The 22141-nt window shown below is 64.1% G+C and carries 20 protein-coding genes, 1 other RNA gene and 1 riboswitch; of the genes, 12 read left to right on the top strand and 9 right to left on the bottom strand.

Going from position 1 to position 22141, the window contains the following annotated elements:
• Positions 1–46 precede the first annotated feature (46 nt).
• Both FVD38_RS05660 and FVD38_RS05655 read left to right on the top strand, forming a co-directional pair.
• A complete protein-coding gene (locus tag FVD38_RS05660; protein ID WP_147933912.1) occupies positions 47–691 on the top strand; it encodes a class I SAM-dependent methyltransferase in 645 nt (214 codons plus the stop codon).
• A 72-nt stretch (positions 692–763) separates the two neighbouring features.
• Positions 764–940, top strand: a complete 177-nt coding sequence (locus FVD38_RS05655; protein WP_137174977.1) for a CsbD family protein — start codon at positions 764–766, stop codon at positions 938–940.
• 102 nt (positions 941–1042) lie between these two features.
• Here the strand turns inward: FVD38_RS05655 and FVD38_RS05650 are convergent, their stop codons facing one another.
• Positions 1043–2140, bottom strand: a complete 1098-nt coding sequence (locus FVD38_RS05650) for an AI-2E family transporter (protein ID WP_147933911.1) — start codon at positions 2138–2140, stop codon at positions 1043–1045.
• Positions 2141–2323: 183 nt separating this feature from the next.
• Here FVD38_RS05650 and FVD38_RS05645 point away from each other — a divergent pair, with 183 nt between their 5' ends.
• Positions 2324–2530, top strand: coding sequence for a CsbD family protein (locus FVD38_RS05645; RefSeq protein ID WP_147933910.1), 207 nt, complete (start codon positions 2324–2326; stop codon positions 2528–2530).
• Positions 2531–2666: 136 nt separating this feature from the next.
• Here the strand turns inward: FVD38_RS05645 and FVD38_RS05640 are convergent, their stop codons facing one another.
• Positions 2667–4886, bottom strand: coding sequence for a S9 family peptidase (locus FVD38_RS05640; protein ID WP_147933909.1), 2220 nt, complete (start codon positions 4884–4886; stop codon positions 2667–2669).
• Positions 4887–4938: 52 nt separating this feature from the next.
• A complete protein-coding gene (locus FVD38_RS05635; protein WP_147933908.1) occupies positions 4939–6351 on the bottom strand; it encodes an MATE family efflux transporter in 1413 nt (470 codons plus the stop codon).
• A 174-nt stretch (positions 6352–6525) separates the two neighbouring features.
• On the opposite strand from FVD38_RS05635, the gene tssF reads away from it, so the two are divergent.
• From tssF to FVD38_RS05620, 3 genes are all read left to right on the top strand, one after another.
• Positions 6526–8361: a type VI secretion system baseplate subunit TssF gene (tssF, locus tag FVD38_RS05630; RefSeq protein WP_147933907.1), complete on the top strand. Its 1836-nt coding sequence runs from the start codon at positions 6526–6528 to the stop codon at positions 8359–8361.
• Positions 8358–9347 (top strand): type VI secretion system baseplate subunit TssG, encoded by a 990-nt coding sequence (gene tssG, locus FVD38_RS05625; RefSeq protein ID WP_229493431.1) that lies wholly within the window; start codon positions 8358–8360, stop codon positions 9345–9347. The genes tssF and tssG overlap by 4 nt, the downstream gene beginning before the upstream one ends.
• A 105-nt stretch (positions 9348–9452) precedes the next feature.
• Positions 9453–10082: a type 1 glutamine amidotransferase domain-containing protein gene (locus FVD38_RS05620; RefSeq protein ID WP_147933905.1), complete on the top strand. Its 630-nt coding sequence runs from the start codon at positions 9453–9455 to the stop codon at positions 10080–10082.
• Positions 10083–10191: 109 nt separating this feature from the next.
• On the opposite strand, the gene FVD38_RS05615 is transcribed toward FVD38_RS05620, so the two are convergent.
• A complete protein-coding gene (locus tag FVD38_RS05615) occupies positions 10192–10749 on the bottom strand; it encodes a manganese efflux pump MntP (protein ID WP_147933904.1) in 558 nt (185 codons plus the stop codon).
• A 3-nt stretch (positions 10750–10752) separates the two neighbouring features.
• Positions 10753–10921: riboswitch (yybP-ykoY riboswitch) on the bottom strand.
• A gap of 155 nt (positions 10922–11076) precedes the next feature.
• On the opposite strand from FVD38_RS05615, the gene FVD38_RS05610 reads away from it, so the two are divergent.
• Entirely contained in the window at positions 11077–11628 is a 552-nt protein-coding gene (locus FVD38_RS05610; protein ID WP_147933903.1) for a hypothetical protein, read from the top strand.
• A gap of 65 nt (positions 11629–11693) precedes the next feature.
• Here the strand turns inward: FVD38_RS05610 and ssrA are convergent.
• Positions 11694–12052, bottom strand: a transfer-messenger RNA (tmRNA) gene (gene ssrA / locus FVD38_RS05605).
• Positions 12053–12298: 246 nt separating this feature from the next.
• Between ssrA and FVD38_RS05600 the strand changes: the two genes are divergently transcribed.
• The gene (locus tag FVD38_RS05600) at positions 12299–13060 is read left to right on the top strand and encodes a class I SAM-dependent methyltransferase (RefSeq protein ID WP_229493447.1); all 762 of its coding nucleotides are present in this window, start codon (positions 12299–12301) and stop codon (positions 13058–13060) included.
• A gap of 43 nt (positions 13061–13103) precedes the next feature.
• Here FVD38_RS05600 and FVD38_RS27125 read toward each other — a convergent pair whose 3' ends face one another.
• The 4 genes from FVD38_RS27125 to ompA all read right to left on the bottom strand — a co-directional run bounded on the left by FVD38_RS27125 (position 13104) and on the right by ompA (position 16221).
• On the bottom strand, positions 13104–13724 hold the full coding sequence (locus FVD38_RS27125; RefSeq protein ID WP_147933901.1) for a glycine zipper 2TM domain-containing protein: 621 nt from the start codon (positions 13722–13724) through the stop codon (positions 13104–13106).
• Between the two features lie 164 nt (positions 13725–13888).
• Entirely contained in the window at positions 13889–14596 is a 708-nt protein-coding gene (locus FVD38_RS05590) for an HAD family hydrolase (RefSeq protein ID WP_187271481.1), read from the bottom strand.
• A gap of 5 nt (positions 14597–14601) precedes the next feature.
• Entirely contained in the window at positions 14602–15306 is a 705-nt protein-coding gene (ubiG, locus tag FVD38_RS05585; RefSeq protein WP_123070614.1) for a bifunctional 2-polyprenyl-6-hydroxyphenol methylase/3-demethylubiquinol 3-O-methyltransferase UbiG, read from the bottom strand.
• Positions 15307–15513: 207 nt separating this feature from the next.
• Positions 15514–16221, bottom strand: a complete 708-nt coding sequence (ompA, locus tag FVD38_RS05580; protein WP_147933900.1) for an outer membrane protein OmpA — start codon at positions 16219–16221, stop codon at positions 15514–15516.
• A gap of 388 nt (positions 16222–16609) precedes the next feature.
• On the opposite strand from ompA, the gene gyrA reads away from it, so the two are divergent.
• From gyrA to pheA, 4 genes are all read left to right on the top strand, one after another.
• Positions 16610–19225 (top strand): DNA gyrase subunit A, encoded by a 2616-nt coding sequence (gene gyrA, locus FVD38_RS05575; protein WP_147933899.1) that lies wholly within the window; start codon positions 16610–16612, stop codon positions 19223–19225.
• A gap of 82 nt (positions 19226–19307) precedes the next feature.
• Complete coding sequence (locus FVD38_RS05570) at positions 19308–19871, top strand: DUF2059 domain-containing protein (RefSeq protein ID WP_147933898.1); 564 nt, start codon at positions 19308–19310, stop codon at positions 19869–19871.
• An 18-nt stretch (positions 19872–19889) separates the two neighbouring features.
• Positions 19890–20975 carry a 3-phosphoserine/phosphohydroxythreonine transaminase gene (serC, locus tag FVD38_RS05565; protein ID WP_147933897.1) on the top strand — a complete coding sequence of 362 codons (1086 nt, stop codon included), beginning with the start codon at positions 19890–19892 and terminating at the stop codon, positions 20973–20975.
• Between the two features lie 75 nt (positions 20976–21050).
• The gene (pheA, locus tag FVD38_RS05560; protein WP_147933896.1) at positions 21051–22121 is read left to right on the top strand and encodes a prephenate dehydratase; all 1071 of its coding nucleotides are present in this window, start codon (positions 21051–21053) and stop codon (positions 22119–22121) included.
• Positions 22122–22141: the final 20 nt, after the last annotated feature.

Genomic DNA, 22141 nt, shown 5'->3' with positions numbered 1-22141 from the left:
TTTTTTGAATTTTTTTTCTGGGGCCGCCAGCTGGCATACTGTCGTCATGGATCATGAGAACAATCACACGCACGACGCGCACGACGACATCGCCCGCCGCACGCTCGCGCATTACGAGCATAATGCCGAATCCTTCTTCGCCGGCACGATCGACCACGACGTCAGCCAGAACATCGCCGCCCTGCTAGACGCGATCGCGGTCCCGGCGCCCTACACCATCCTCGACCTGGGCTGCGGACCGGGGCGCGACCTCAAGTCCTTCAGCGCGCTCGGTCACCGCGCCATCGGCGTCGACGGCAGCGAACGCTTCGTGGCCATGGCGCGCGACTACAGCGGCTGCGAGGTATGGCACCAGGATTTCCTGCACCTTGATCTGCCTCAAGAGACCTTTGATGGCATCTTTGCCAATGCCGTGCTGTTCCATGTGCCGAGCGCCGCCTTGCCGCAGGTGCTGACACATCTGCACGCCGCACTGAAGCCGGGCGGAGTGCTGTTCAGTTCGAATCCACGCGGCGACAACCAGGAAGGCTGGAACGGTGCGCGCTATGGTAGTTATTACGACTACGCCACGTGGGAATGCTATCTGCTCGCGGCCGGCTTCACGGCGCTGCATCACTACTACCGTCCGCCCGGCTTGCCGCGCGACCAGCAACCGTGGCTGGCCAGCGTCTGGCGTAAGCCTGTTTGTTAAGCGTCGAACAGAACCGCCTGGAAGTTAATCCTATTCTTAAGGCTCATCCACGTAACAGGCAAGGAGATTGCAATGAACAAGGATCAAGTCAAAGGCAAGGCGAAGGAAATCGGCGGCAAGGTGCAGCAGAAGGTCGGCGAAGCAGTCGGCAGCCGCCAGCAACAGAGCGAAGGCCTGTCGAACCAGGCTGAGGGCAAGGTTCAGAAGAAAGTCGGCGACGTGAAAGAAATCGCCAAAGGCAATCGTTGATCCGCCTTCTGCTCCACGACAAAGCCGCGCAATCGCGCGGCTTTGTTTTTGGGCCGGCATTTTCTGGAATGCCACGGCGCGGCATTCCAGAAGCGAGGCAGATCAACTGGACCCAACTCCCTTCGCCGGTCTGTCCCCCAGCACGTCTTCTATATAGAGCATCTTGACCAGCACCGACAGGACGGCCGCCAGCGGCGTCGCCAGCGCGACGCCGGCGAAGCCGAACAGGGTGCCGAAGATCAACTGCATCACGATCACCAGCGCAGGCGGCAGATCGATCGCCTTGGCTTCGATCATCGGCTGCAGCACATAACCTTCGAGCATATTGATCGCCGCGAACAGCAGCAGCGCATACATCGCCATTTCCGGACTGATCGACAGCGCCAGCAGCACCGCCGGGATGCCAGCCATGATCGGGCCGAGGTAGGGGATGAAGTCCATCAGGCCGGCAATGATGCCCAGGATCAGCGCCAGCGGCACGCCCAGCAGGGAGAGGCCGATCGCGGTGGTGGTGCCGACGATCAGCATCGACAGCGCCTTGCCGAGCAGCCAGCTGGCCAGTGAATCGCCCATCTCGTCGATGACTTCGCGGGCGCGGCCGCGCTTGTGTTGCGGGATCAGGCGGATGAAGCCGCCGGTGTACACGCCCGGCGTGGCGGCAAAATAAATGCCGACGAAAATAATGATGACGACGTTGCCGAGGGCGCCCAGCACGCCCGTGAAGAACAGGCCGGCATTCGGCACCATCGAACTCATCTGCTTGACGATGTCTTCCGGCGGCGGCAGTTCGTCGACGACGCGCTTGAGCAGGGGATGCTGTGCAACTTCACCTTGCAGGCGTTCGATCGCGGCCGGGATTTCCTTCGCCAGCTGGGTCGACTGCTCGGAAATCTGCGGCGCCATGGCCCAGCCGCCCAGGCCGACGATGGCGCCGAGCAGCAGCACGACGATGCCGAGCGCGAGCTTGCGTCGCATGTGAAAGCGCCGATGCATGATCTCGCTCAATTTGTAGAGCAGGATGGCGAACAGCACGCAGGCGAACACCAGCAACAGCGCATCGGCCGCCAGCACGACGGCGGCCAGGCCGAGGATGAACAGCACGGCGATGCCATTGACGAGGGTCACGCGGCGCGCCAGGCGGCGCTGGGCGTGGGTGGCTTCGTGGGTTGCCGGGACGGTGTCGCTATTGTTGTTATTCATGGAGGATTCTCTTCTTGAGCGGCGGGCCGCGTTGCAAGAAAAGATTAGCATTTAAGCCATAAAAATGTCGCGCGGATGGGGTCGCATCACTGTGTGCGTGCGCTAACAGATGAGCAGGCGCGAAAGGGCTATTCTGTATCCATCGCATGGCCATTCAGGCATGCATTACTCAAGGAGAACACCATGAACAAAGACCAAGTCGAAGGCAAACTGAAAGACATCGGCGGCAAGATTCAAGAAGGCGCCGGTAAAGTGGTGGGCAGCACCGAACAGCAGGCCAAGGGCCTGGCGAACCAGGCTGAGGGCAAGACCCAGGAAGCCTATGGCGACGCGAAAGAAGTCGTGAAGGATGCCGTGGACGAAGTGAACCGTCCAACGCCACGTCCGTAAGCTTTCAGTTAGCTGAAATACGTCGTCCCCGCGCAGGCGGGGACCCAAGTACTGCTTGCGTTATCGAGACGCTTGCAAGCTTGGGTCCCCGCCTTCGCGGGGACGACGTGCATTTGACGTGCAGTTTCTAGCTTGATCAGTTCGGCTGCGTGCCGCCCAACTGCTTCTTGAAGTAGGACTCGATCAGGCCATACACGTGGCGCTGGTTGGTGCGGCCCGACATGCCGTGCTTGGCGCCCGGATAGGTCATCAGGTCGAACTGCACATTGCGCTTCACGAGCTCGTCGATCAACAGGGTGGTGTTCGAGAACAGCACATTGTCGTCGGCCATGCCATGGATCAGCAGCAGGTGCGATTTCATGCCGTCCAGGTGGGCGAACACGCCGCTGCGCTTGTACGCTTCCGGATCGCCCTTCGGCGTGCCGCCGACGTAGCGCTCGGTATAGTGGGTGTCGTACAGCGCCCAGTCGGTCACCGGCGCCACCGACACGCCCATCGCGATCTTGTCCGATGCCGCCGACAGCAGGCGCAGGGTCATGAAGCCGCCATAGCTCCAGCCGAACACGCCCACGCGTTTCGGATCGACGAAGCTCTGCTTGGCCAGCCAGTCGATGCCGGCCACCTGGTCTTCGACCTCGTGCTTGCCGAGGTTGTTGTGCAGCACGTCGGTGAACTGGCGCTCGCGCCGGCCCGAGCCGCGGTTGTCGAGGCGGAAGACCACGAAGCCTTGCTGCGCCATGTACTGGTCAAAATAATTGCCCCAGGCGCGGGTCACGCGCTGCGAGTGCGGGCCGCCATAGGTGAACAGGAACACCGGGTAACGTTTATTCGCATCGAAACCGGCCGGCTTGATGATCGAATAGTGCAGGGTCTGGCCATCGGCCGCCTTCAGGGTGCCGTATTCGGTCGGCAGGTGCGAATCCAGATGACGCGTATATGGATGGTTGGCGTTGAGTTCGTTCTTCTCGATCCACTCGACCATGCTGCCATCGGCGCGGCGGATCGACACTTGCGGCGGGGTGCTCGGATTCGAATAGGTGTCGACGAACAATTTACCGTTGCCGGCAAACGAGGCCTCGTGCCAGCCATCGCCCTGGGTGATGCGGGCCGGCTTGTCGGCGCCGCGGCCATCCAGCGACAGCGCATAGGTCTGCTTGTCGATCACGGCGTCGCGGTTCGACGACACATAGATCTTGCCGGCGCCTTCATCGACGGCCAGGATATTGTCCACGCCCCAGTCGCCGCGCGAGATCGGGTGCAGCAGCTTGCCGTTCAGGTCATACAAATACAGGTGCTTGCGGCCGCTGCGCTCGGACGCCCAGACGAAGGCCTGGCGGTTCTTGAGGAAGCGCAGGTCGTTATGGACTTCGACCCAGGTCTTGGAGGTTTCGGAGAACAGCGGACGCTGGGCCAGCGAGGCGACGTCGACCGCCACCAGGTCGAGGCGCTTCTGGTCGCGCGTCTGGCGCTGGTAGACGAGGGTCTTGGCGTCGGCGCTGAAGTCGGCGCGCACCAGGTAGATGTCCTTGTCCTGGCCGAGGTCAATCTTGCGCTGCGCGCCGGTGGCTGGATCGACGATCATCAGCTCGATCGCCACGTTCGGATCGCCCGCGGCCGGGTAGTGCTGGTCGATCACTTCGGTACGGTCGGCGAAGATCTCGAAGCGGCGCACCACCGGCACCGGCGCGTCGTCGTAGCGGCGGTAGGCGATGTGCGAATCGTCCGGCGCCCAGTAGTAGCCGGTGTGCTGGTCCATCTCTTCCTGGGCGATGAATTCCGCTTCGCCATTGTGCACGGTGCCCTTGCCATCGGTCGTCAGCTGACGCTCGGCGCCGGTGGTCAGATCGATCACCACCAGGTTCTGGTTGCGCACGAAGGACACATAGCGGCCGCGCGGCGAGATCTTCGGATCGATGACGTTGCCTGAGGCGACCTTGCGCGCGGCTTCCGGCTTGGCGGCATCGACGAGATACAGGTCGCCGCCGATCGGCACCAGCAGGCGCTTGCCGTCGGGCGACCAGTAATAGTTGAGGATGCCCGACAGGCCGGCGGTACGCGCACGTTCGCGGCGTGCTTTTTCCTCGAGCGACAATTCCTCGTTCGGCACCAGTTGCTTGGAATCGACCAGGCGCTGCGTGGCCTTGCTTTTCGTGTTGTATTCCCACAGGTCGAGACGGTACTGGTCGTCGGCGCGCGGGCGCAGGAAGGTCACACGTTCGCCGTCGGGCGACACGCGCAGATTGCGCACGCTGGCGCCGGCCAGCGAGGCTTCACCGTAGATGCGGTCCAGTGTCAGGCGTTCGGCCATGGCGGGAGAGGCCGCGAGGGCGGCCAGGAGAAGGAGAAGAGGGCGCATTGATGTCTCTTGAGGATTATTAATTTACAGCAATCGCGAGACGATACCAGAGTCAGCGGGGCTGCGCCATCGCGCCGTCGCGGATACGCTGGCGCGCCAGCTTCTCGAACTGCCAGGTCAGCAGGACCGCCGCCACCGTCAGGGCCACCACCAGGCCGATCCAGAAGCCGGTGGCTTCCATCGGCGCGGCAGGCGCCCACGGGAACCAGGCCGGCGCCAGGCCGAGGATGCAGCCGAGCGGCAGCGACAGGCCCCAGAACGACAATAACTGGATCACCATCGGCGGGCGCGTCACCTGGTAGCCGCGGATGGCCGAGGCGGTCGCCACCTGGGTCGAATCCGACAGCTGGAACAGGGCGGCGAACAGCAGCAGGTTGGCGGTCACCTGCTGCACCGCCGGATCCGAGGTGTACATGGCCGCGATCTCCCAGCGGAACAGGGCGATGCCGAGCGCCGCCACCACGCCGAAGCTGACCGAGACGCCCACGCCGACCCAGCCGACGAAGCGCGCGCGCACCGGATCGCCTTCGCCCATCGCCTGGCCGACGCGGGTCAGCATGCCGATCGCAAAGCTGAGCGGCACCATGAACACCAGCGAGGCGAAATTGAGCGCGATCTGGTGCGAGGACACCTGCACCACGCCATAGCGCGCCACCAGCAGGCTGATCAGTCCGAAGGCGCTGACCTCGGCAAAATAAGTAACGCCGATCGGCAGGCCGAGGCGCAACTGGGCGCCGATCTCGCGCGCATCCGGCCCTTCATAGCGGTCGAAGGGGTAAGTGAGGCGGTAGGCCGGCGCGCGCGTGACCCACCACAGCATGGCGCCCAGCATCAGCCACAGCGCGCTGGCGGTGGAGATCGCGCAGCCGACCGCGCCCAGCTGCGGGAAGCCGAATTTGCCGTACACCAGTACCCAGGCGACCACGGTGTTGAACACCAGGCCGAGGATGGCGATCCACATGATCGGCTTGGTCTGGTTGATGCTGGTGGTATAGCCATACAGCGCGCGATACACGCCGAAGGCCGGCATGCCGATGCTGATCACGTGCAGGAACAGCGAAGCACGGTCGGCCACGTGGGCCTCCATGCCGATATGGTCGAACAGCAAGGTGCACAGGTTGGCGAACAGGCAGCCGACCAGGCCGACCAGCAAGCCCTTCCACATAGCCTGGCGCACCGAGTGCGGCACCCGGTCGTGGCGCGCGGCGCCGATCTCGTGGGCGACCACGGTATTAATCGCCATCATGGTGCCCATCACCGTCACCAGCACGATCGACCACACCGCCGTGCCCAGCGACACCGCCGCCAGCTCGTCGGCGCTGACGTGGCCGGTGAGGGCGACGTCGACCACGCCCATGCCGACCGTCGCCAATTGGCCGACCAGCACCGGCCACGACAGGCGCCAGAGGGTGGCGATCTCGGTGCGTACGGGGGTGGTGGCGGCGGCTGTGGTGGCGGTGGTCATGATGCGGCGATAGGTCGATGGACCCGTGATTTTACTGACTTATTGTCAAGGCCGGTATTAAGAGGCGCGATCTCTTTAGCGCAACAAGTTTTATCCCATCGTTAATGTTGCGCCGTCGCAAGGCAACTTGCCGCGATCTGCACCACCGTAGAGCGACAGCCCGAGGAGGTTTTCATGGAAGAACTGTTGCCGTATTTCGAGCGCGAACTGGTCTACCTGAACACCGTCGGTCGCGAACTCGCCCACCAGTATCCGCGCCTGGCGGCCGAGCTGGGGCTGGGGCCGGAAGGCAGCGAAGACCCCCATATCCGGCGCCTGATCCAGGCCTGCGCGCTGCTCAATGCGCGCACCGCGAAAAAGCTCGACGACGACTACCCCGAACTGACCGAAGCCTTGCTGGGCAGCCTGTATCCGCACTTCCTGTATGGTCTGCCGAGCTGCTCGATCGCGCAGGTGGACGGCGGCGACCAGCTGGCCCGGGTCGGGAAGGTCGAGCACGTGCAGGCGGTGCCGCGCGGCACCGAGATGAGTTCGCTGAAGGCGCGCGGCGCGCCCTGCGTGTTTCGCACCACGGCCGAGCTGGCGCTGGCGCCGGTGCGGGTGGCGCGCGCCTGGTTCGAGCCGGTGGCCCACGTCCCGCCGCGAATCCGGCTGCCGCCGCGTGCGGCGAGCCGCATCGGCATCGCCTTCGACAGCGCGCTGCCGGCGCGCATGTTGTACGGCCGCGGCCTGCCGCGTCTGCGCCTGCACGTGGACGGCGACGGCCTACTGGCGGCGGCGCTGATCGACGCCCTGGGCATGAACGTGGTCGAGACCTGGGTCGAGGCCGAGGGCATGGAGGGCTGGCGCCGCCTCGACGGCGCTGCCCTGCACCTGGGCGGCCTGGAGCCCGACGAGGCGCTGGTGCCGGAACAAGACCATGCGCATCCGGCCTACCGGCTGCTGACCGAGTACTTTGCCTTTCCCGACAAATTCCACTTCCTGGACCTCGACCTGGCCCGGCTGGCGCCCTTGCTGCCGGCCGGCGCGCGCCGCTTCACCCTGCATTTCCTCCTCACCGGCATGCACGCCGACGCCAGCCCGGCGCGCATCCTGCGCGCGCTGTCGGCCGCCAACCTGCTTACCGGTTGCGTGCCGGTGGTGAACCTGTTCCGCCAGGCGGCGGCGCCGGTGCGCATCACGCACCGTTCGGCGATGTACGACGTGGCGCCGAGCCGGCACGAGGAGGGCGTCGAGGTCTACAGCATCGACGCGGTGCACGTGCTCAGCACCGAGGATGGCAAGACCGCCAGCGTCGAGTACCGGCCTTATTATGGCCTGCGCCATGGCGAAGGGGACGAGCATGGCCAGCGCTACTGGTTCGCGCGCCGCGACGACCGTGGCGACAGCCGCCACCGCATGAAGATCGCCTTCACCGGCGACGACTTTTCGCTCCTGGGCGAGGATGCCAGCGTGGCCTCGATCGACCTCACCTGCAGCAACGGCGCAGCCGCCTGCGGCGTCGGCATCAAGGCGCCGGGCGGCGACCTGGCCAGCGAGACCGCCACCAGCGGCCTGCCGATCCGCCTGCTGCGCAAGCCCTCCGCGCCGCTGCGCTTCGGCAACCGCAACGGCACCCACTGGCGCCTGGTGACGCAACTGGCGCTGAACCACCGCTCGTTGGCCGACCTCGATGCCTTCCGCGAGACCCTGGCCCTGTACGACCTGCCTCGGTCTGGCGCCTCGCAGCGCCAGATCGCTGGCGTCAGCGCGATGGCGTCAATCCCGGCCACGGCCTGGCTGCGCAACCGCTACGGCGCGAGCCTGGTGCACGGCATTGAGGTGCGCATGACGGTGGATGAGGAAGCCTTCGCCGGCAGTAGCCTGTTCGTGTTCGCCCAGGTCGTGAGCCGTTTCCTGGGCCTGTATGTGCACCTGAACAGCTTTACCCGGCTGGTGCTGGTGTCGGGGCAGAGCGATAAGGAGTTGCTGCGATGCGAGCCCCGCAACGGCAGCCTGGCGCTGGTGTGAGCGCTGTCAGGCGTACGAGCGCCGTGGTCGACCTGCTGCGGCAACCGCAGCGCTACGAATTCTTCCAGGCGGTGCGGCTGCTGGTGTGCTGGCTGGCGCACCAGGGCATCGCGCCCGAGCATGCGCTGGGCGGCCTGATCCGCTTTCGCAACAGCCTGGCACTGGCCTTTCCGGCCAGCGAGATCGAGACCATCGTGCCCACCACCGAGGGCGTGCCGGCGGTGAGCGTCACGCCCACGCTGATGGGTCTGCTGGGCGTGATGGGAACCCTGCCGCTGCATTACACCGAACGCTTCGCCGCCTGGGAGCTTGCGGTGCGCGACGAGGGGCCGCGCGCCTTCCTCGACCTGTTGTCGAGCCGCCAGGTGGCGCTGTTCTACCGGGCCTGGTGCAAGTACCGGGTGCGCCATGCGATGGAACCGGACGTGGACCGCTTCCTGCCGCTGCTGCTGGCGCTGGCCGGCGTGCCGGCGCGCGCGCAAGACATGCCCGGCGTGGAGGCGGCTAGCCTGGCCTGGTTCGCGGCGCCGCTGCGCAGCCGGGTGGTGAGTGCGGAGTCGATCGCGGGCGTGTTGCGCGCCTATTTCCGGGTGCCGGTGCGGGTGGAACAATTTACCGGACGCTGGGACGTGCTCGCGCCAGGGCAGCGCACGCGGCTGGCGTGCGGCAATTGCGTGCTGGGGGAGGGCGCCACCGCGGGCGCGCGGCTGTTGCGGCCCGAGCTGGGCATGCGCATCCGGCTGGGGCCGGTGGATGCGCATGCCTTCGAGCGCTTCCTGCCCGGCGCCGAAGGGGCGAGGGCGTTGGCCGCCTTGCTGGATCGGTTCGCGATCGACGTGCCGTACCGCGAGCTGCAGGTGGTGCTGCGGCGCGAGGACGTCGACGGCGCCTGCCTGGATGGCTCGGTGCGGCTGGGGCTGGATGGTTTCCTGTGCACCCAGACAGGCGGACGCGACCGCGATGACGTGTGCTATCTGCTGGACTGAATCCGGGATGAGCGGGCGCGACGTGCTGACAGGCATGCGCGCGCCGCGGACGCGGCAGCCGACCTACAATCGATGCGAATGAACCGCATTGAACAAGGAGGCTTTATGCAACAAGTAGCGAATATGCAGCCGGCGGATCACGTCGAGCCGGCCGCCACCCAATCCCTGCAGGGCCGGCGCGTCGCGGTCCTGATGACCGACGGCGTCGAGCAGGTCGAATACACCGAACCACGCCGCTTCCTCGAGGGACTGGGCGTGAAGGTGATCCTGGTCTCGCCCAAGAAGGCCGGCGAGGAGATCCAGGGTTTCAATCACCTGACGCCGGACCAGAAATTCAAGGTCGAACTGAGCGTGCAGGACGCCAAGCCGGGCGACTACGACCTGCTGCTGTTGCCGGGCGGCGTCGCCAACCCGGACAGCCTGCGCCTGAGCCCTGAGTCCATCGCTTTCATCAAGGCCTTTGGCGACGAGGACAAGCCGATCGCCGCGATCTGCCACGGGCCTTGGCCGCTGATCGATGCTGGTGTGGCCGAGTCGAAGCACTTGACCAGTTGGCCGACCTTGCAGCACGACTTGCGCAACGCGGGCGCGGAATGGACGGATGAAGAAGTCGTCGTCGACGGCAAGCTGATCACGAGCCGCAAGCCGGACGACATCCCGGCCTTCAATGAGGCGATCCAGAAGCAGCTGATGGTGCTGCAGCAGGCGGGCAGCGACCCGGGGCCGACGTCGTGATTTCGTCGAGTCGAGAGAACGTCTTCCCTAGTTAGCCCAAGCACGTCGTCCCCGCGCAGGCGGGGACCCAAGCTCTGCAACCGAAGCCCGATCGCCTGAAGGACCAGCATCACTGCAAATGCTCATACAGCGTAACGCAGCCCACCGCAATCAACACCAGCCCACCAAAGATCTCCGCCCGCTTGCCCACCACGGCCCCGATGCGGCGGCCGATCAACAATCCCAACGTCACCATCGTCAGCGTCGCCAGCCCAATCGCCAGCGCCGGCCACAGGATGCCGGTATCCGCAAACGCCAAACTGACCCCGACCACCATCGCATCGATGCTGGTGGCGAAGCCGGTCAGCGCCAGCAGCCAAAAGGGGCGGGCGGGATCGTCCGCGTCGTCATCCGGCTCGCCGCAGCCTTCGACGATCATGCGAATCCCCAGGCCGCCGAGCAGGACAAAGGCGATCCAGTGGTCCCAGCTTTCGACGTAGGACGCGGCGATGCTGCCCATGGCCCAGCCGACCAGCGGCGTCACACCCTCGATGATCCCGAACAGCAGCCCGACCTTGAGCGCATCCTTGAACAGGACGTGGGCACGGCGTGAACCCATGGCGATCGCGACGGCGAAGGCGTCGGTGGACATGGCGAGGGCGAGGATGATGATTGCAGCGAGAGTCATGACAGCTTTCCGATCGGGCACGACACAAGGCATGTCGCACGGCCCGATCGTCGCGCGAACATGCCAATGGTCTTGCCAACCAGAAGGCTTCCGCACCATGACGTGGAGACGTCAAGTATGTTGATACGGGAACTTCCGTTGCGGAAGTAGGCTACTCCCCAAGGGCGGGGGCATGGTAACGCAAGAATGGCCTGGAGACAAGAAACGCACAGGCCCTGGGGTCCCGACGCCTGCCTTAATCCATGTCATGCGGATCGCGTTGATTTTGAACTCGTCCTTATTTTGCGGGTCTTCCAGTTACCAGGCGCTGGCTGAGAGGAACTCATTGTGCGCGACACCGCCGCAGCGACGATTGCCCCATTGAAGCGGATCGAAATCGAGCGCCTGTTGCCGATTGCGCCGGGATGGATCCTGGTCGAGCGGGTCGTCGAATGCCGTCCGCCGGACTATATCCGCACCTGCCGCCGGATCGAAGCCGGCGACGCTTTCGTGGCCGCGCATGTGCCGGGCGGTGCGCAGGTCTTGCGCGAATCACTGCTGATCGAGTTCGCGCAGCAGTCGGCCTTCCTCCTCGCGATGTTGTCACGCACAACGCAAGATGGTGTGTCGCAGCCGCGCCCGCCGACACGCTGCAGCGCCCAGTTCCTTGCGCCCGCCTGTGTCGGCCGATTGCTGGTGGCGGAGGTGATGCTGGACGATTCGGTCGATGGCGTCATGCTGCATGACGCGACCCTGACTTGCGGCGAGCGGATTGTGTGCAGGGCGAGGATGTTTGCAGCGCCGGATCCCACGGCGAAGCGGCGCATGCATACAGTTGGACCCAGTACCTCTACGTGGGAAGGCGGGGCGCGTCGGCACGGAATTGCTGGCATGGACTGACATGCCAATGACGATGGTGGAAATGAAAAAGCCGCTGACGAATCAGCGGCTTTTTGAAAAGAGGTTGGTGGAGGCGGCGGGAATCGAACCCGCGTCCGCAAGCACTCTACAGACAGTTCTACATACTTAGCACTATCATTTGATTTGACCTATACAACGGGGATGTGCACCCTTTGTACAAGCGAGTTACCTTAAATTTCGGAAGCAACCAAGTAACCCGATTGATTCCTAGCCTCTGTAAATGACTCTACTAGTCTTGCGACTCACCCCAGAGGCGAGGTGTTGTAGAGCTAGCAGCAATTAAGCTGCTTGTGCGTACGAGTTATCGTTTGCAGTTATTGATTTCTGGATGTATTTACGAGGTAACCAGTCCTCGGTATGCCCTGCGCTGCTTTGCAACCCACGTCGAAACCAGGTCGCCCCCAACGTCAAGAAACTCTATTGTACTCCAAGTGTCAAGGATGTACAGCGCTGTTCCTTAGCGCCTGCTTAAAGTCTGTCATCGTAAAAAACCTACAATGCATAGCTTAATTGCAATATGCTAACAGGATTCGACATGCTGACGAGGTCCGACATGACGTGCATCGTTTGTGGCAGTACTCAGATGGCTGGCCTGGCTGGATGGCATGCGAGATGTCCAGCTTGCGATTACGAAAGCGCGGCCTTGAGCGTGGCGATCAATGCCCATCAAGGCCCGGCCGTGGACGAAGCCGAGCGCGAGGCCGGCCTCAAGGCGCTGCGTCTGGAAAACTTCCGCACCATCGTCGCCTGGGCCCGGCGCCACGTCAGCGTCAGCAGGCCGCGCCTGCTCGACGTCGGCAGCGCCCACGGTTGGTTCCTCGAGACGGCGCGCGAGCAATTCGACGTGTTGGGCGTGGAGCCGGATGCCGTCGTCGGCGCCCGCGCCGCCGCGCGCGGCTTGCCGGTACGTTCCGGCTACTTTCCCGACGTACTCAGGGAAGGCGAGCGCTTTGACGTCATCGTGTTCAACGACGTGATCGAACACATTCCCGACATCCGCAGCGCGCTGGCCGCCTGCCATGCGCGCCTGCACGACGGCGGCATCCTGATCCTCAACCTGCCGAACAGCCGCGGCTTCTTCTACCGGCTGTCGAAGCTGATCGCGCGTCTGGGTTGGCGCGGGCCGTTCGAACGGCTGTGGCAGAAAGACCTGCCTTCGCCGCACGTCCATTATTTCAATCCGCGCAATCTGCAGCAACTAGTGGTGGGGCAGGGCTTCGAACTGGCCGAGGCGGCCGAGCTGCCGGCACTGCGCGCCAAGGGCTTGTTGGAGCGCCTGCGCTGCGCCGGCAATGTGCCGACCATGTCGCTCTATCTCCAGTACGTGGCGATCATGTGCGCGATCCCCGTGCTGCGCATGTTCCCGAGCGATATCATCGTCGGCGTGTTCAAAAAAAAGGCCGCAGACTGAAGGTCCGCGGCCAAGGGGAGAGAGAAAGTAAGTTAGCGCTTGCTTAGCGGCCGTTGCGGTTGGCGATTTCGTTGCCGATGATGCCGCCGCCGATCACGCCGGCGACAGTCGCCAGCTTCTTGCCGTTGCCGCCGCCGATCTGGTTACCGATCAGGCCGCCGATCACGGCGCCGGTGCCGATGCCGACGTAGTTCGGTTGCTGGGCCGGTGCCGGCGCCGGCGCCGGCTGCGAGTAACGCGGTTCTTCGTAGCGCACCGGCTGCGGCTTGGCGTGCACCACGCGGGTTTTCTCGACCACTTTCACCACCGGTTTTTCCCTGATGATCACAGTCGGCTCAGGCTGCACCTGGGCGACGGGCTGGGCATATGCCACCTGATGGGCCGGGACCATCGCGGGAACCATGGCCGGCACCAGTTGCTGACCGTTAGCTGCCACCGGCGCCATCTGGCCAGGCTGGGCGACATAGCCGTTCGGCTGCACCATACCCGCCTGCGGCATCGCGTACGGCGAGGCAGCGGCCAGCGGCATGCTCGGCTCAGGCGCGCTGTTCGAGGTCGGCAGCAGGCCGGTGATCGCGGCGGCGCCAGTCAGGCTGACGACGATGACCGACGCGGCGGCAGCGGCCATCAGTGGGTGGATGCGGTTGGTGGTCGTGGTTTCCATGATCTGCTCCGTTTGGTATGGCGTGTTCGTATGGACGTAGATTACTGGCGAGCCGGACGGAGAGATAGACGTGCCCCTGTATCAATCGTAAATAGATGTAAGCATGTCGGCACAAAAGAAAACGGCGCCGTGGAAGGCGCCGTTTGAACGGGATCCTGAAGAGATCAGGCCGCGTGCTCGGCCTGCCGCGCCGCCTCAGAGACCTGCCCCAGCAGCGCCAGTAGCTGCGCCGGCGTCTCGAGCAGGTAGTCCGCGCCCCAGGTCGATGGCTCGATCGCGCCGCAATAACCCCAGACGCAGGCGACGGTGACCATGCCGGCCGCGTGTCCCGCCTCGATATCGCGCAGGTCGTCGCCCACGTACCAGCACTGTTCTGGTGCAATGCCGAGCCGGCGCGCGCCTTCCAGCAGCGGGGCGGGGTGCGGTTTGGCGAAGCCCGTGGTGTCGCCCGACACGATGCAGCCGGCGTGCGCCAGCGCGATTTGCGGCACCAGCGGATCGGTGAAGCGCGACGGTTTATTGGTCACGATGCCCCACGCCATGCCGGCGTCCGTGATGCCGTCCAGCAGCTCGGGAATGCCGTCGAACAGGGTTGTATAGGTCGACATTGCGGACTGGTAGCGTTCGAACCAGGCCAGGCGCAACTCCTCGTAGCCCTCGTCGCCCGGCGCCAGGCCGAAGGCGGCGCCGATCATGCCGCGCGCGCCGGCCGAGGCGGTGGGGCGCAGCACCTCGTACGGGGTCGGGTCCAGGCCGCGCTCGGTGCGCAGCCAGTTCACGGCCGCGGCGAGGTCGGGCGCGGTGTCGGCCAGCGTGCCGTCGAGGTCGAACAGGATGGCACGCGGTGCCGGCATCACGGTGGGAAAAGTCATGTCGTTCAGAGCGGTTTGCTGCACGCCACCATGTAGTTCACATCGGTGTCGTTGTTCAGCGAATAGATCTTGGTCAACGGGTTGTAGGTCAGGCCTTTCAGGCCGTCGACCTGCAGGCCGGCCTGGCGGACGAACTGCGCCAGCTCGGCCGGCGTGATGAACTTGCCGTAGTCGTGGGTCCCGCGCGGCAGCATGCGCAGCACGTACTCGGCGCCGATCACGGCGAACAGGTAGGACTTCGGATTGCGGTTCAGGGTCGAGAAGAACAGGTGGCCGCCCGGCTTGACCAGCTTGGCGGCGGCGCGCACGATCGAGGCCGGATCGGGCACGTGCTCCAGCATTTCCATGCAGGTGACGACGTCGAACTGGCCGGCTTCCTGTTCGGCCATCTCTTCGGCCGCGATGTGCTTATAGCGCACCTCCACGCCCGATTCCAGGCTGTGCAGGTCGGCGACCTTGAGCGCCTTCTGCGACAGGTCGATGCCGGTCACCTTGGCGCCCTTGCGCGCCATCGATTCGGACAGCACGCCGCCGCCGCAACCGATGTCGATCACGTTCTTGCCGGCCAGCGGCGCGCGCGCGTTGATCCACTCGAGGCGCAAGGGGTTGATTTCGTGCAGCGGACGGAATTCGGAGGTCGGGTCCCACCAGCGGTGGGCCAGTTCGCTGAACTTCTGGATTTCTAATGGGTCTGCGTTTGTCGTCGTCATGGCTCGAATAATAGCGGAAATCGATCTCCGCCGGCAGGCGAAGGTCGTCCCCGCGCAGGCGGGGATCCAAATGTACTTGTCTCCGGCGCAAAAACGTCGTCCCCGCGAAGGCGGGGACCCAAGTACTGCATGCGCTATCGAAACGCTTGCAAACTTGGGTCCCCGCCTGCGCGGGGACGACGGCTTACGACAGTGGCTTGGAGCCGATTATTTGTTGACGGTACGGGTACCGACGACTTCGATTTCCACGCGACGGTTCTGGGCGCGGCCTTCGGCGGTCTTGTTGTCCGCTTTTGGCTGGCTTTCGCCCTTGCCTTCGGTGTAGATGCGGGTGTCTTCGATGCCTTTGCCTTTCAGGTAGGCTTTGACAGCTTCGGCGCGGCGGATCGACAGCTTGTGGTTGTAGGCATCGGTGCCGATCGAGTCGGTGTGTCCGACGGCGATGATGACTTCCAGGTTCATGTCGCCCAGCTTGGCGCTCAGCTCATCCAGCGAGGACTTGCCGGCTGGCTTCAGGATCGCCTTGTCGAAGTCGAAGAAGGCGTCGGCCGAGTAGCTGACTTTTTCCGAGGTCGGCACTGGTGCGGCCACGACTGGCGCAGGTGCTGGAGCCGGTGCCGGCGCTGCCGGTGGCGGCGGAGCGACGCACTTGCCGTTTTCGAGTTTCTCTGGCTCGACGCACAGCGGCGCATCGCAGCCTGGGACCGCATCGGCCGGGGTCCAGTAGCCAGTGCGCCAGCACAGGCCGAAAGGATTGCGCGCGATCACGCCGCGAGCGTCCTGTACATAGGCGCTGTACGGGGTACGGGCCTGGATGTCGGTGGTCAGTGGCGCGTAGGGTGGGGCGCTTTGGGCGGAGGCGACGCCCGCAATCGCGGCCGACGCTGCGAGCAGAACAGTGATCAGTTTCTTCATATTCTTTTCCTTTCGGTTAATTCCGTAGCGATTCAAACGGGCTCCCATGTGTGGTCATAAGATTAACACGGCGGCCGCTCCGTCTGTTTCGTATTGTGAAACAAGCAATTGACTTCCTGTCCATTTTGCCACATGCACCAAAATCGCACGACTGCACCCAAATCAAACATCAAGCATTAATTGCTTGACGTTGTTTCGCCGCAACATTTTCTCAAGCGGAGCGGGCTGGGGACGACAATGCTGGAAATTTGGTGCGCATTCCATCGTCCCGCCCGTGATTTCCAGCATCCAGAGTGGACCGGTCGGAATTGAGCATCTGCTATCTGTCGCATGGTAGAATCGTCCGTTGCAACTTATAACCATCGCCTGAAAGCAGTCGACCCGCCCAATGGATCAATTCGCAAAAGAAACAGTCCCGATTTCCCTCGAAGAAGAGATGCGCAAGAGCTACCTCGATTACGCGATGAGCGTGATCGTGGGCCGTGCGCTGCCGGACGTACGCGACGGCCTGAAGCCGGTGCACCGCCGTGTGCTCTACGCGATGCACGAGATGAACAACGTGTGGAATCGTCCCTACCTCAAGTGCGCGCGCGTCGTCGGCGACACGATGGGTAAATTCCACCCGCACGGCGACTCGTCGATCTACGACACCCTGGTCCGCATGGCCCAGGACTTCTCGCTGCGCTACACCCTGGTCGATGGTCAGGGCAACTTCGGCTCGATCGACGGCGACAGCGCCGCGGCGATGCGTTACACCGAGTGCCGCCTCGACAAGATCGCCGGCGAGATCCTGGCCGACATCGACAAGGACACCGTCGACTTCCAGCCGAACTACGACGGTAAAGAGAAAGAGCCGACGGTCCTGCCGACCCGCATTCCGAACCTGCTGATCAACGGTTCGTCCGGTATCGCTGTCGGCATGGCGACCAATATTCCGCCGCACAATCTGTCCGAAGTGATCGCCGGCGCGATGCACGTGCTGCACAACCCGGACTGCACCATCGACGAGCTGATCGAGCTGATCCCGGCGCCGGACTTCCCGACCGCCGGCATCATCTATGGCGTCTCGGGCGTGCGCGACGGTTACCGCACCGGCCGCGGCCGCGTGGTGATGCGCGCCAAGACCCACTTCGAGGAAGTGGGCCGCGACGGTAACCGCACCGCGATCATCATCGACGAGCTGCCATACCAGGTTAACAAGAAGTCGCTGCTCGAGCGCATCGCCGAGAACGTGCGCGACAAGAAGCTCGAAGGCATTTCCGACATCCGCGACGAGTCCGATAAATCGGGCATGCGCGTGGTGATCGAGCTCAAGCGCGGCGAAGTGCCGGAAGTGGTGCTGAACAATCTGTACAAGCAGACCCAGCTGCAAGACACCTTCGGCATGAATATGGTGGCGCTGGTCAATGGCCAGCCGAAGCTGCTGAACCTCAAGCAGATGCTCGAGTGCTTCCTGTCGCACCGCCGCGAAGTGGTTACCCGCCGCACCGTGTTCGAGCTGCGCAAGGCGCGCGACCGCGGCCACATGCTCGAAGGCCTGGCTGTCGCGCTGGCGAACATCGACGACTTCATCGCCATCATCAAGGCCGCGCCGACCCCGCCGGTCGCCAAGCTCGAGCTGATGGAGCGCAGCTGGGATTCGTCCCTGGTGCGCGAGATGCTCAACCGTACCGAACTGGGCGAGTCCGGCGGTATCGCCGCTTTCCGTCCGGAGCACCTGCCGAAGCACTACGGCATGCAGCAGAGCGGCCTGTACAAGCTGTCGGACGAGCAGGCGCAAGAGATCCTGCAGATGCGTCTGCAGCGCCTGACCGGTCTGGAGCAGGACAAGATCGTCAACGAGTACAAAGAGGTGATGGCCCACATCGCCGACCTGCTCGACATCCTGTCCAAGCCAGAGCGCGTCACCACGATCATCGTCGACGAGATGTCCGCCATCAAGGCCGAGTACGCCGACAACGGCAAGGACACCCGCCGTTCGAGCATCGAGCACAACGCCAGCGACCTCGAGACCGAAGACCTGATCACCCCGCAGGACATGGTGGTGACCCTGTCGCACGCGGGCTACATGAAAGCGCAGCCGATCTCCGAATACCGCGCCCAGAAGCGCGGCGGCCGCGGCAAGCAGGCGACCACGACCAAGGACGAAGACTGGATCGACCAGCTGTTCATCGCCAATACCCACGACTACATGCTGTGCTTTTCCAACCGTGGCCGGATGTACTGGCTCAAGGTGTGGGAAGTGCCGCAAGGCTCGCGCAACTCGCGCGGCAAGCCGATCGTCAATATGTTCCCGCTGCAGGACAATGAGAAGATCACCGTCGTGCTGCCTCTGCAGGGCGAGAACCGCACCTTCCCTGAAGACCACTACGTCTTCATGTCGACCTCGCTGGGCACCGTCAAGAAGACGCCGCTGCGCGACTTCAGCAATCCACGCAAGGCCGGCATCATCGCGGTCGACCTGGATGAAGGCGACGTGCTGGTCGGCGCTGCGCTCACCGACGGCAAGCACGACGTGATGCTGTTCTCCGACGGCGGCAAGGCCGTGCGCTTCGACGAGAACGACGTGCGTCCGATGGGCCGTACCGCGCGCGGCGTGCGCGGCATGAACCTGGAAGAAGGCCAGCAAGTGATCGCGCTGCTGGTGGCCGAGAGCGAAGAGCAGACCGTCCTCACCGCCACCGAGAACGGCTTCGGCAAGCGTACCCCGATCACGGAGTACACCCGCCACGGCCGCGGCACCAAGGGCATGATCGCGATCCAGACCAGCGAGCGTAACGGCAAAGTGGTGGCCGCGACCCTGGTCGAGCCGAGCGACGAGATCATGCTGATCACGACCGGCGGCGTGCTGATTCGCACCCGCGTCTCCGAGATCCGCGAGATGGGTCGTGCGACCCAGGGCGTGACCCTGATCGCGGTCGAGGATGGCACCAAGCTGTCCGGCCTGCAGCGCATCGTCGAGACCGACCTCGAAGAAGTCGAGCTCGAACCGGCGCCGGAATAATGGCGCCCCGGGTGCAAGCGTCGATCGTGCGCTTGCACCCTTCGTTCAATTCGATGGGCGTCTGCGCCCGCTTGGAAAACCAATGAAAAAAATCCTCCTCGCCGTGACCTGTGCCGCCGTTTTCGCCGGCGCCCCTGCGTTCGCCCTGGCGCAAACTGCCGCCCCGAGCACCCAGGGGAGCGAGCAGGAACGCGCCGCCGTCAAGGAATTGATGGACGCGATGGACGTGCGCAAGATGATGACCGCCTCGTTCAACGAGATGGAAAAGGCGCTGCCGCAGATGATGCGCGCCCAGGTCACGGCGGTGATCAATGCCGATCCGACCGCCAGCGACGAGAAGAAGAAGGCCGCGCTGGAGAAGATCGAACAGGTCTTGCCGGGCGCCGCCGAAGCGGTCAACCGCATGTTCCGCGATCCGGCGCTGATCGACGAGATGATGGCCGAGATCGGCCCGCTGTACGCCCGCAACTATTCGGTGGCTGAACTGAAACAGCTGAGCGCTTTCTACCGCACCCCGCTGGGCCAGAAGATGCTGGCCCTGTCGCCGCGCCTGGCCGCCGAAAGCATGGCGGTCGGCCAGAAGATCGTCGCGCCACGCCTGAACGGCCTGATGCTGGAAGTGATGCAGAACGCCCAGGCTAAATAACATCTTGGAAAGGACCGCATGACCCACGTCTTCAATTTCTCGGCCGGCCCCGCCGTCCTTCCGAAAGAAGTGCTGCTGCAGGCAGCGAGCGAGATGCTCGACTGGCATGGCAGCGGCATGTCGGTGATGGAGATGAGCCATCGCGGTCCAGAGTTCAGCAGCATCCACCGCCAGGCGCTCGACGACCTGCGCGAGCTGCTGGACGTGCCGGCCAACTATAAAATCCTGTTCCAGCAGGGCGGAGGGCTTGGGCAAAACGCCATCGTTCCCCTCAACCTGGCCGGCCGCCGCAACGATCCGGTGGTCGACTTCGTCCACACCGGTTCATGGTCGGGCAAGTCGATCAAGGAAGCGGCGCGCTATGCGCGCGTCAACGTCGCCGCATCGAGCGAGGCCGAAGGGTTCGCCCGCGTGCCGGCGCGCGAGTCCTGGAAACTGTCGCAGGACGCGGCCTATCTGCACATCTGCACCAACGAGACCATCGACGGCGTCGAATACCCCGACGCGCCAGAGATCAATTCCGACGTGCCGATCGTGGCCGACATGTCCTCGCACATCCTGTCGCGCAAGATCGATATCTCGAAATATGGCGTGATCTTCGCCGGCGCCCAGAAGAATATCGGCCCGGCCGGCCTGACCCTGGTGATCGTGCGCGAAGACCTGCTCGACTACGCGTCGCCGCAGTGCCCGTCGGCCTTCAACTGGAAGACCTGCGCCGAGCACGACTCGCTGTACAACACGCCGCCGACCTACTCGATCTATATCGCCGGGCTGGTGTTCGCCTGGCTCAAGGCGAATGGCGGCGTGGCCGCCATGGAGCAACGTAATATCGAGAAGGCGCGTCTGCTGTACGAGGCGTTCGACCGCGACGATTTCTACGTCAACCGCGTGGCGCCCGAATTCCGTTCGCGCATGAATGTGCCGTTCTACCTGCGCGACGAATCGCTGAACCAGTTATTCCTGACCGGCGCACAAGCGCGCGGTCTGCTGCAACTGAAGGGCCACAAGTCCGTCGGCGGCATGCGGGCATCGATCTACAACGCGATGCCGATCGAGGGCGTACAGGCCCTCGTCGATTATTTGAACGAGTTCGCCGGTCGTTGAGACCCGCCCCGGCATGCCGGGGCTTTCAGGCGTGCAGCAGCGGTCAGGCGAACCAATCGACCACACAGCATAACGATGACAGACAAACTCAAACCCCTGCGCGAACGCATCGATGCGATCGACGCGCAAATCCTCTCGCTGTTGAGCGAGCGCGGCAAGGTCGCGCAAGAGGTCGGCCACGTCAAGGCCGAAACCAACGCCCCCGTATTCCGTCCCGAGCGCGAAGCGCAAGTGCTGCGCGGCGTCGCCGACCGCAATCCCGGTCCGCTCAAGGACAAGGACGTGCAAACGATCTTCCGCGAGATCATGTCGTCCTGCCGCGCGCTCGAGAAGCGCGTGACGGTCGCCTACCTCGGGCCGAGCGGCACCTTCAGCGAGCAGGCCGTGTTCCAGCAGTTCGGCACGGCCATTCACACGCTGCCTTGCGTGTCGATCGACGAGGTGTTCCGCGCCACCGAGGCCGGCACCGCCGATTTCGGCGTGGTCCCGGTCGAGAACTCGTCGGAAGGCGCGATCAACCGCTCGCTCGACCTGCTGCTGGCCACCACCACCATCATCAGCGGCGAGGTATCGATCGCCGTGCACCATAGCCTGATGACCAAGACCGGTTCGATGGACGGCGTCAAAGTCGTCTGCGCGCATTCGCAGGCGCTGGCCCAGTGCCAGGTCTGGCTCAACCTGCACCACCCTGACGTCGAGCGCCGCGCAGTGGCCTCGAATGCCGAGGCGGCGGTGCTGGCAAGCCAGGATCCGACGGTCGCCGCGATCGCCAGCGAGATGGCGGGCGAGCAGTACCAGCTGGGCGTGGTGCAAGCCCACATCCAGGACGACCCGCACAACCGCACCCGCTTCGTGGTGATCGGCCAGCTGCAGACCGGCCCGTCGGGCAAGGACCGCACCGGCATCGTGCTGGCCGTGCCGAACAAGGCCGGCGCCGTCTACAACCTGCTGGCGCCGCTCGAAAAGCATGGCGTGTCGATGACCCGCTTCGAATCGCGCCCGGCGCGCATCGGCACCTGGGAGTACTACTTCTACGTCGATATCGAGGGCCATGTGCATGACGCCGCGGTCGCGCGCGCGCTCGCGGAACTCAAGGACAACGCCGCCTTCTTCAAGGTGCTCGGGTCCTACCCGCAAAGCCTTTAATTAAAGATAGAGAGAGACAC

It is taken from the genome of Massilia arenae, from assembly GCF_008014745.1.
GTDB classification, from domain to species: domain Bacteria; phylum Pseudomonadota; class Gammaproteobacteria; order Burkholderiales; family Burkholderiaceae_D; genus Telluria; species Telluria arenae.
The sequence above is the reverse complement of the archived record's forward strand: the minus strand, read 5'-3'. Positions and strand labels throughout refer to the sequence as shown.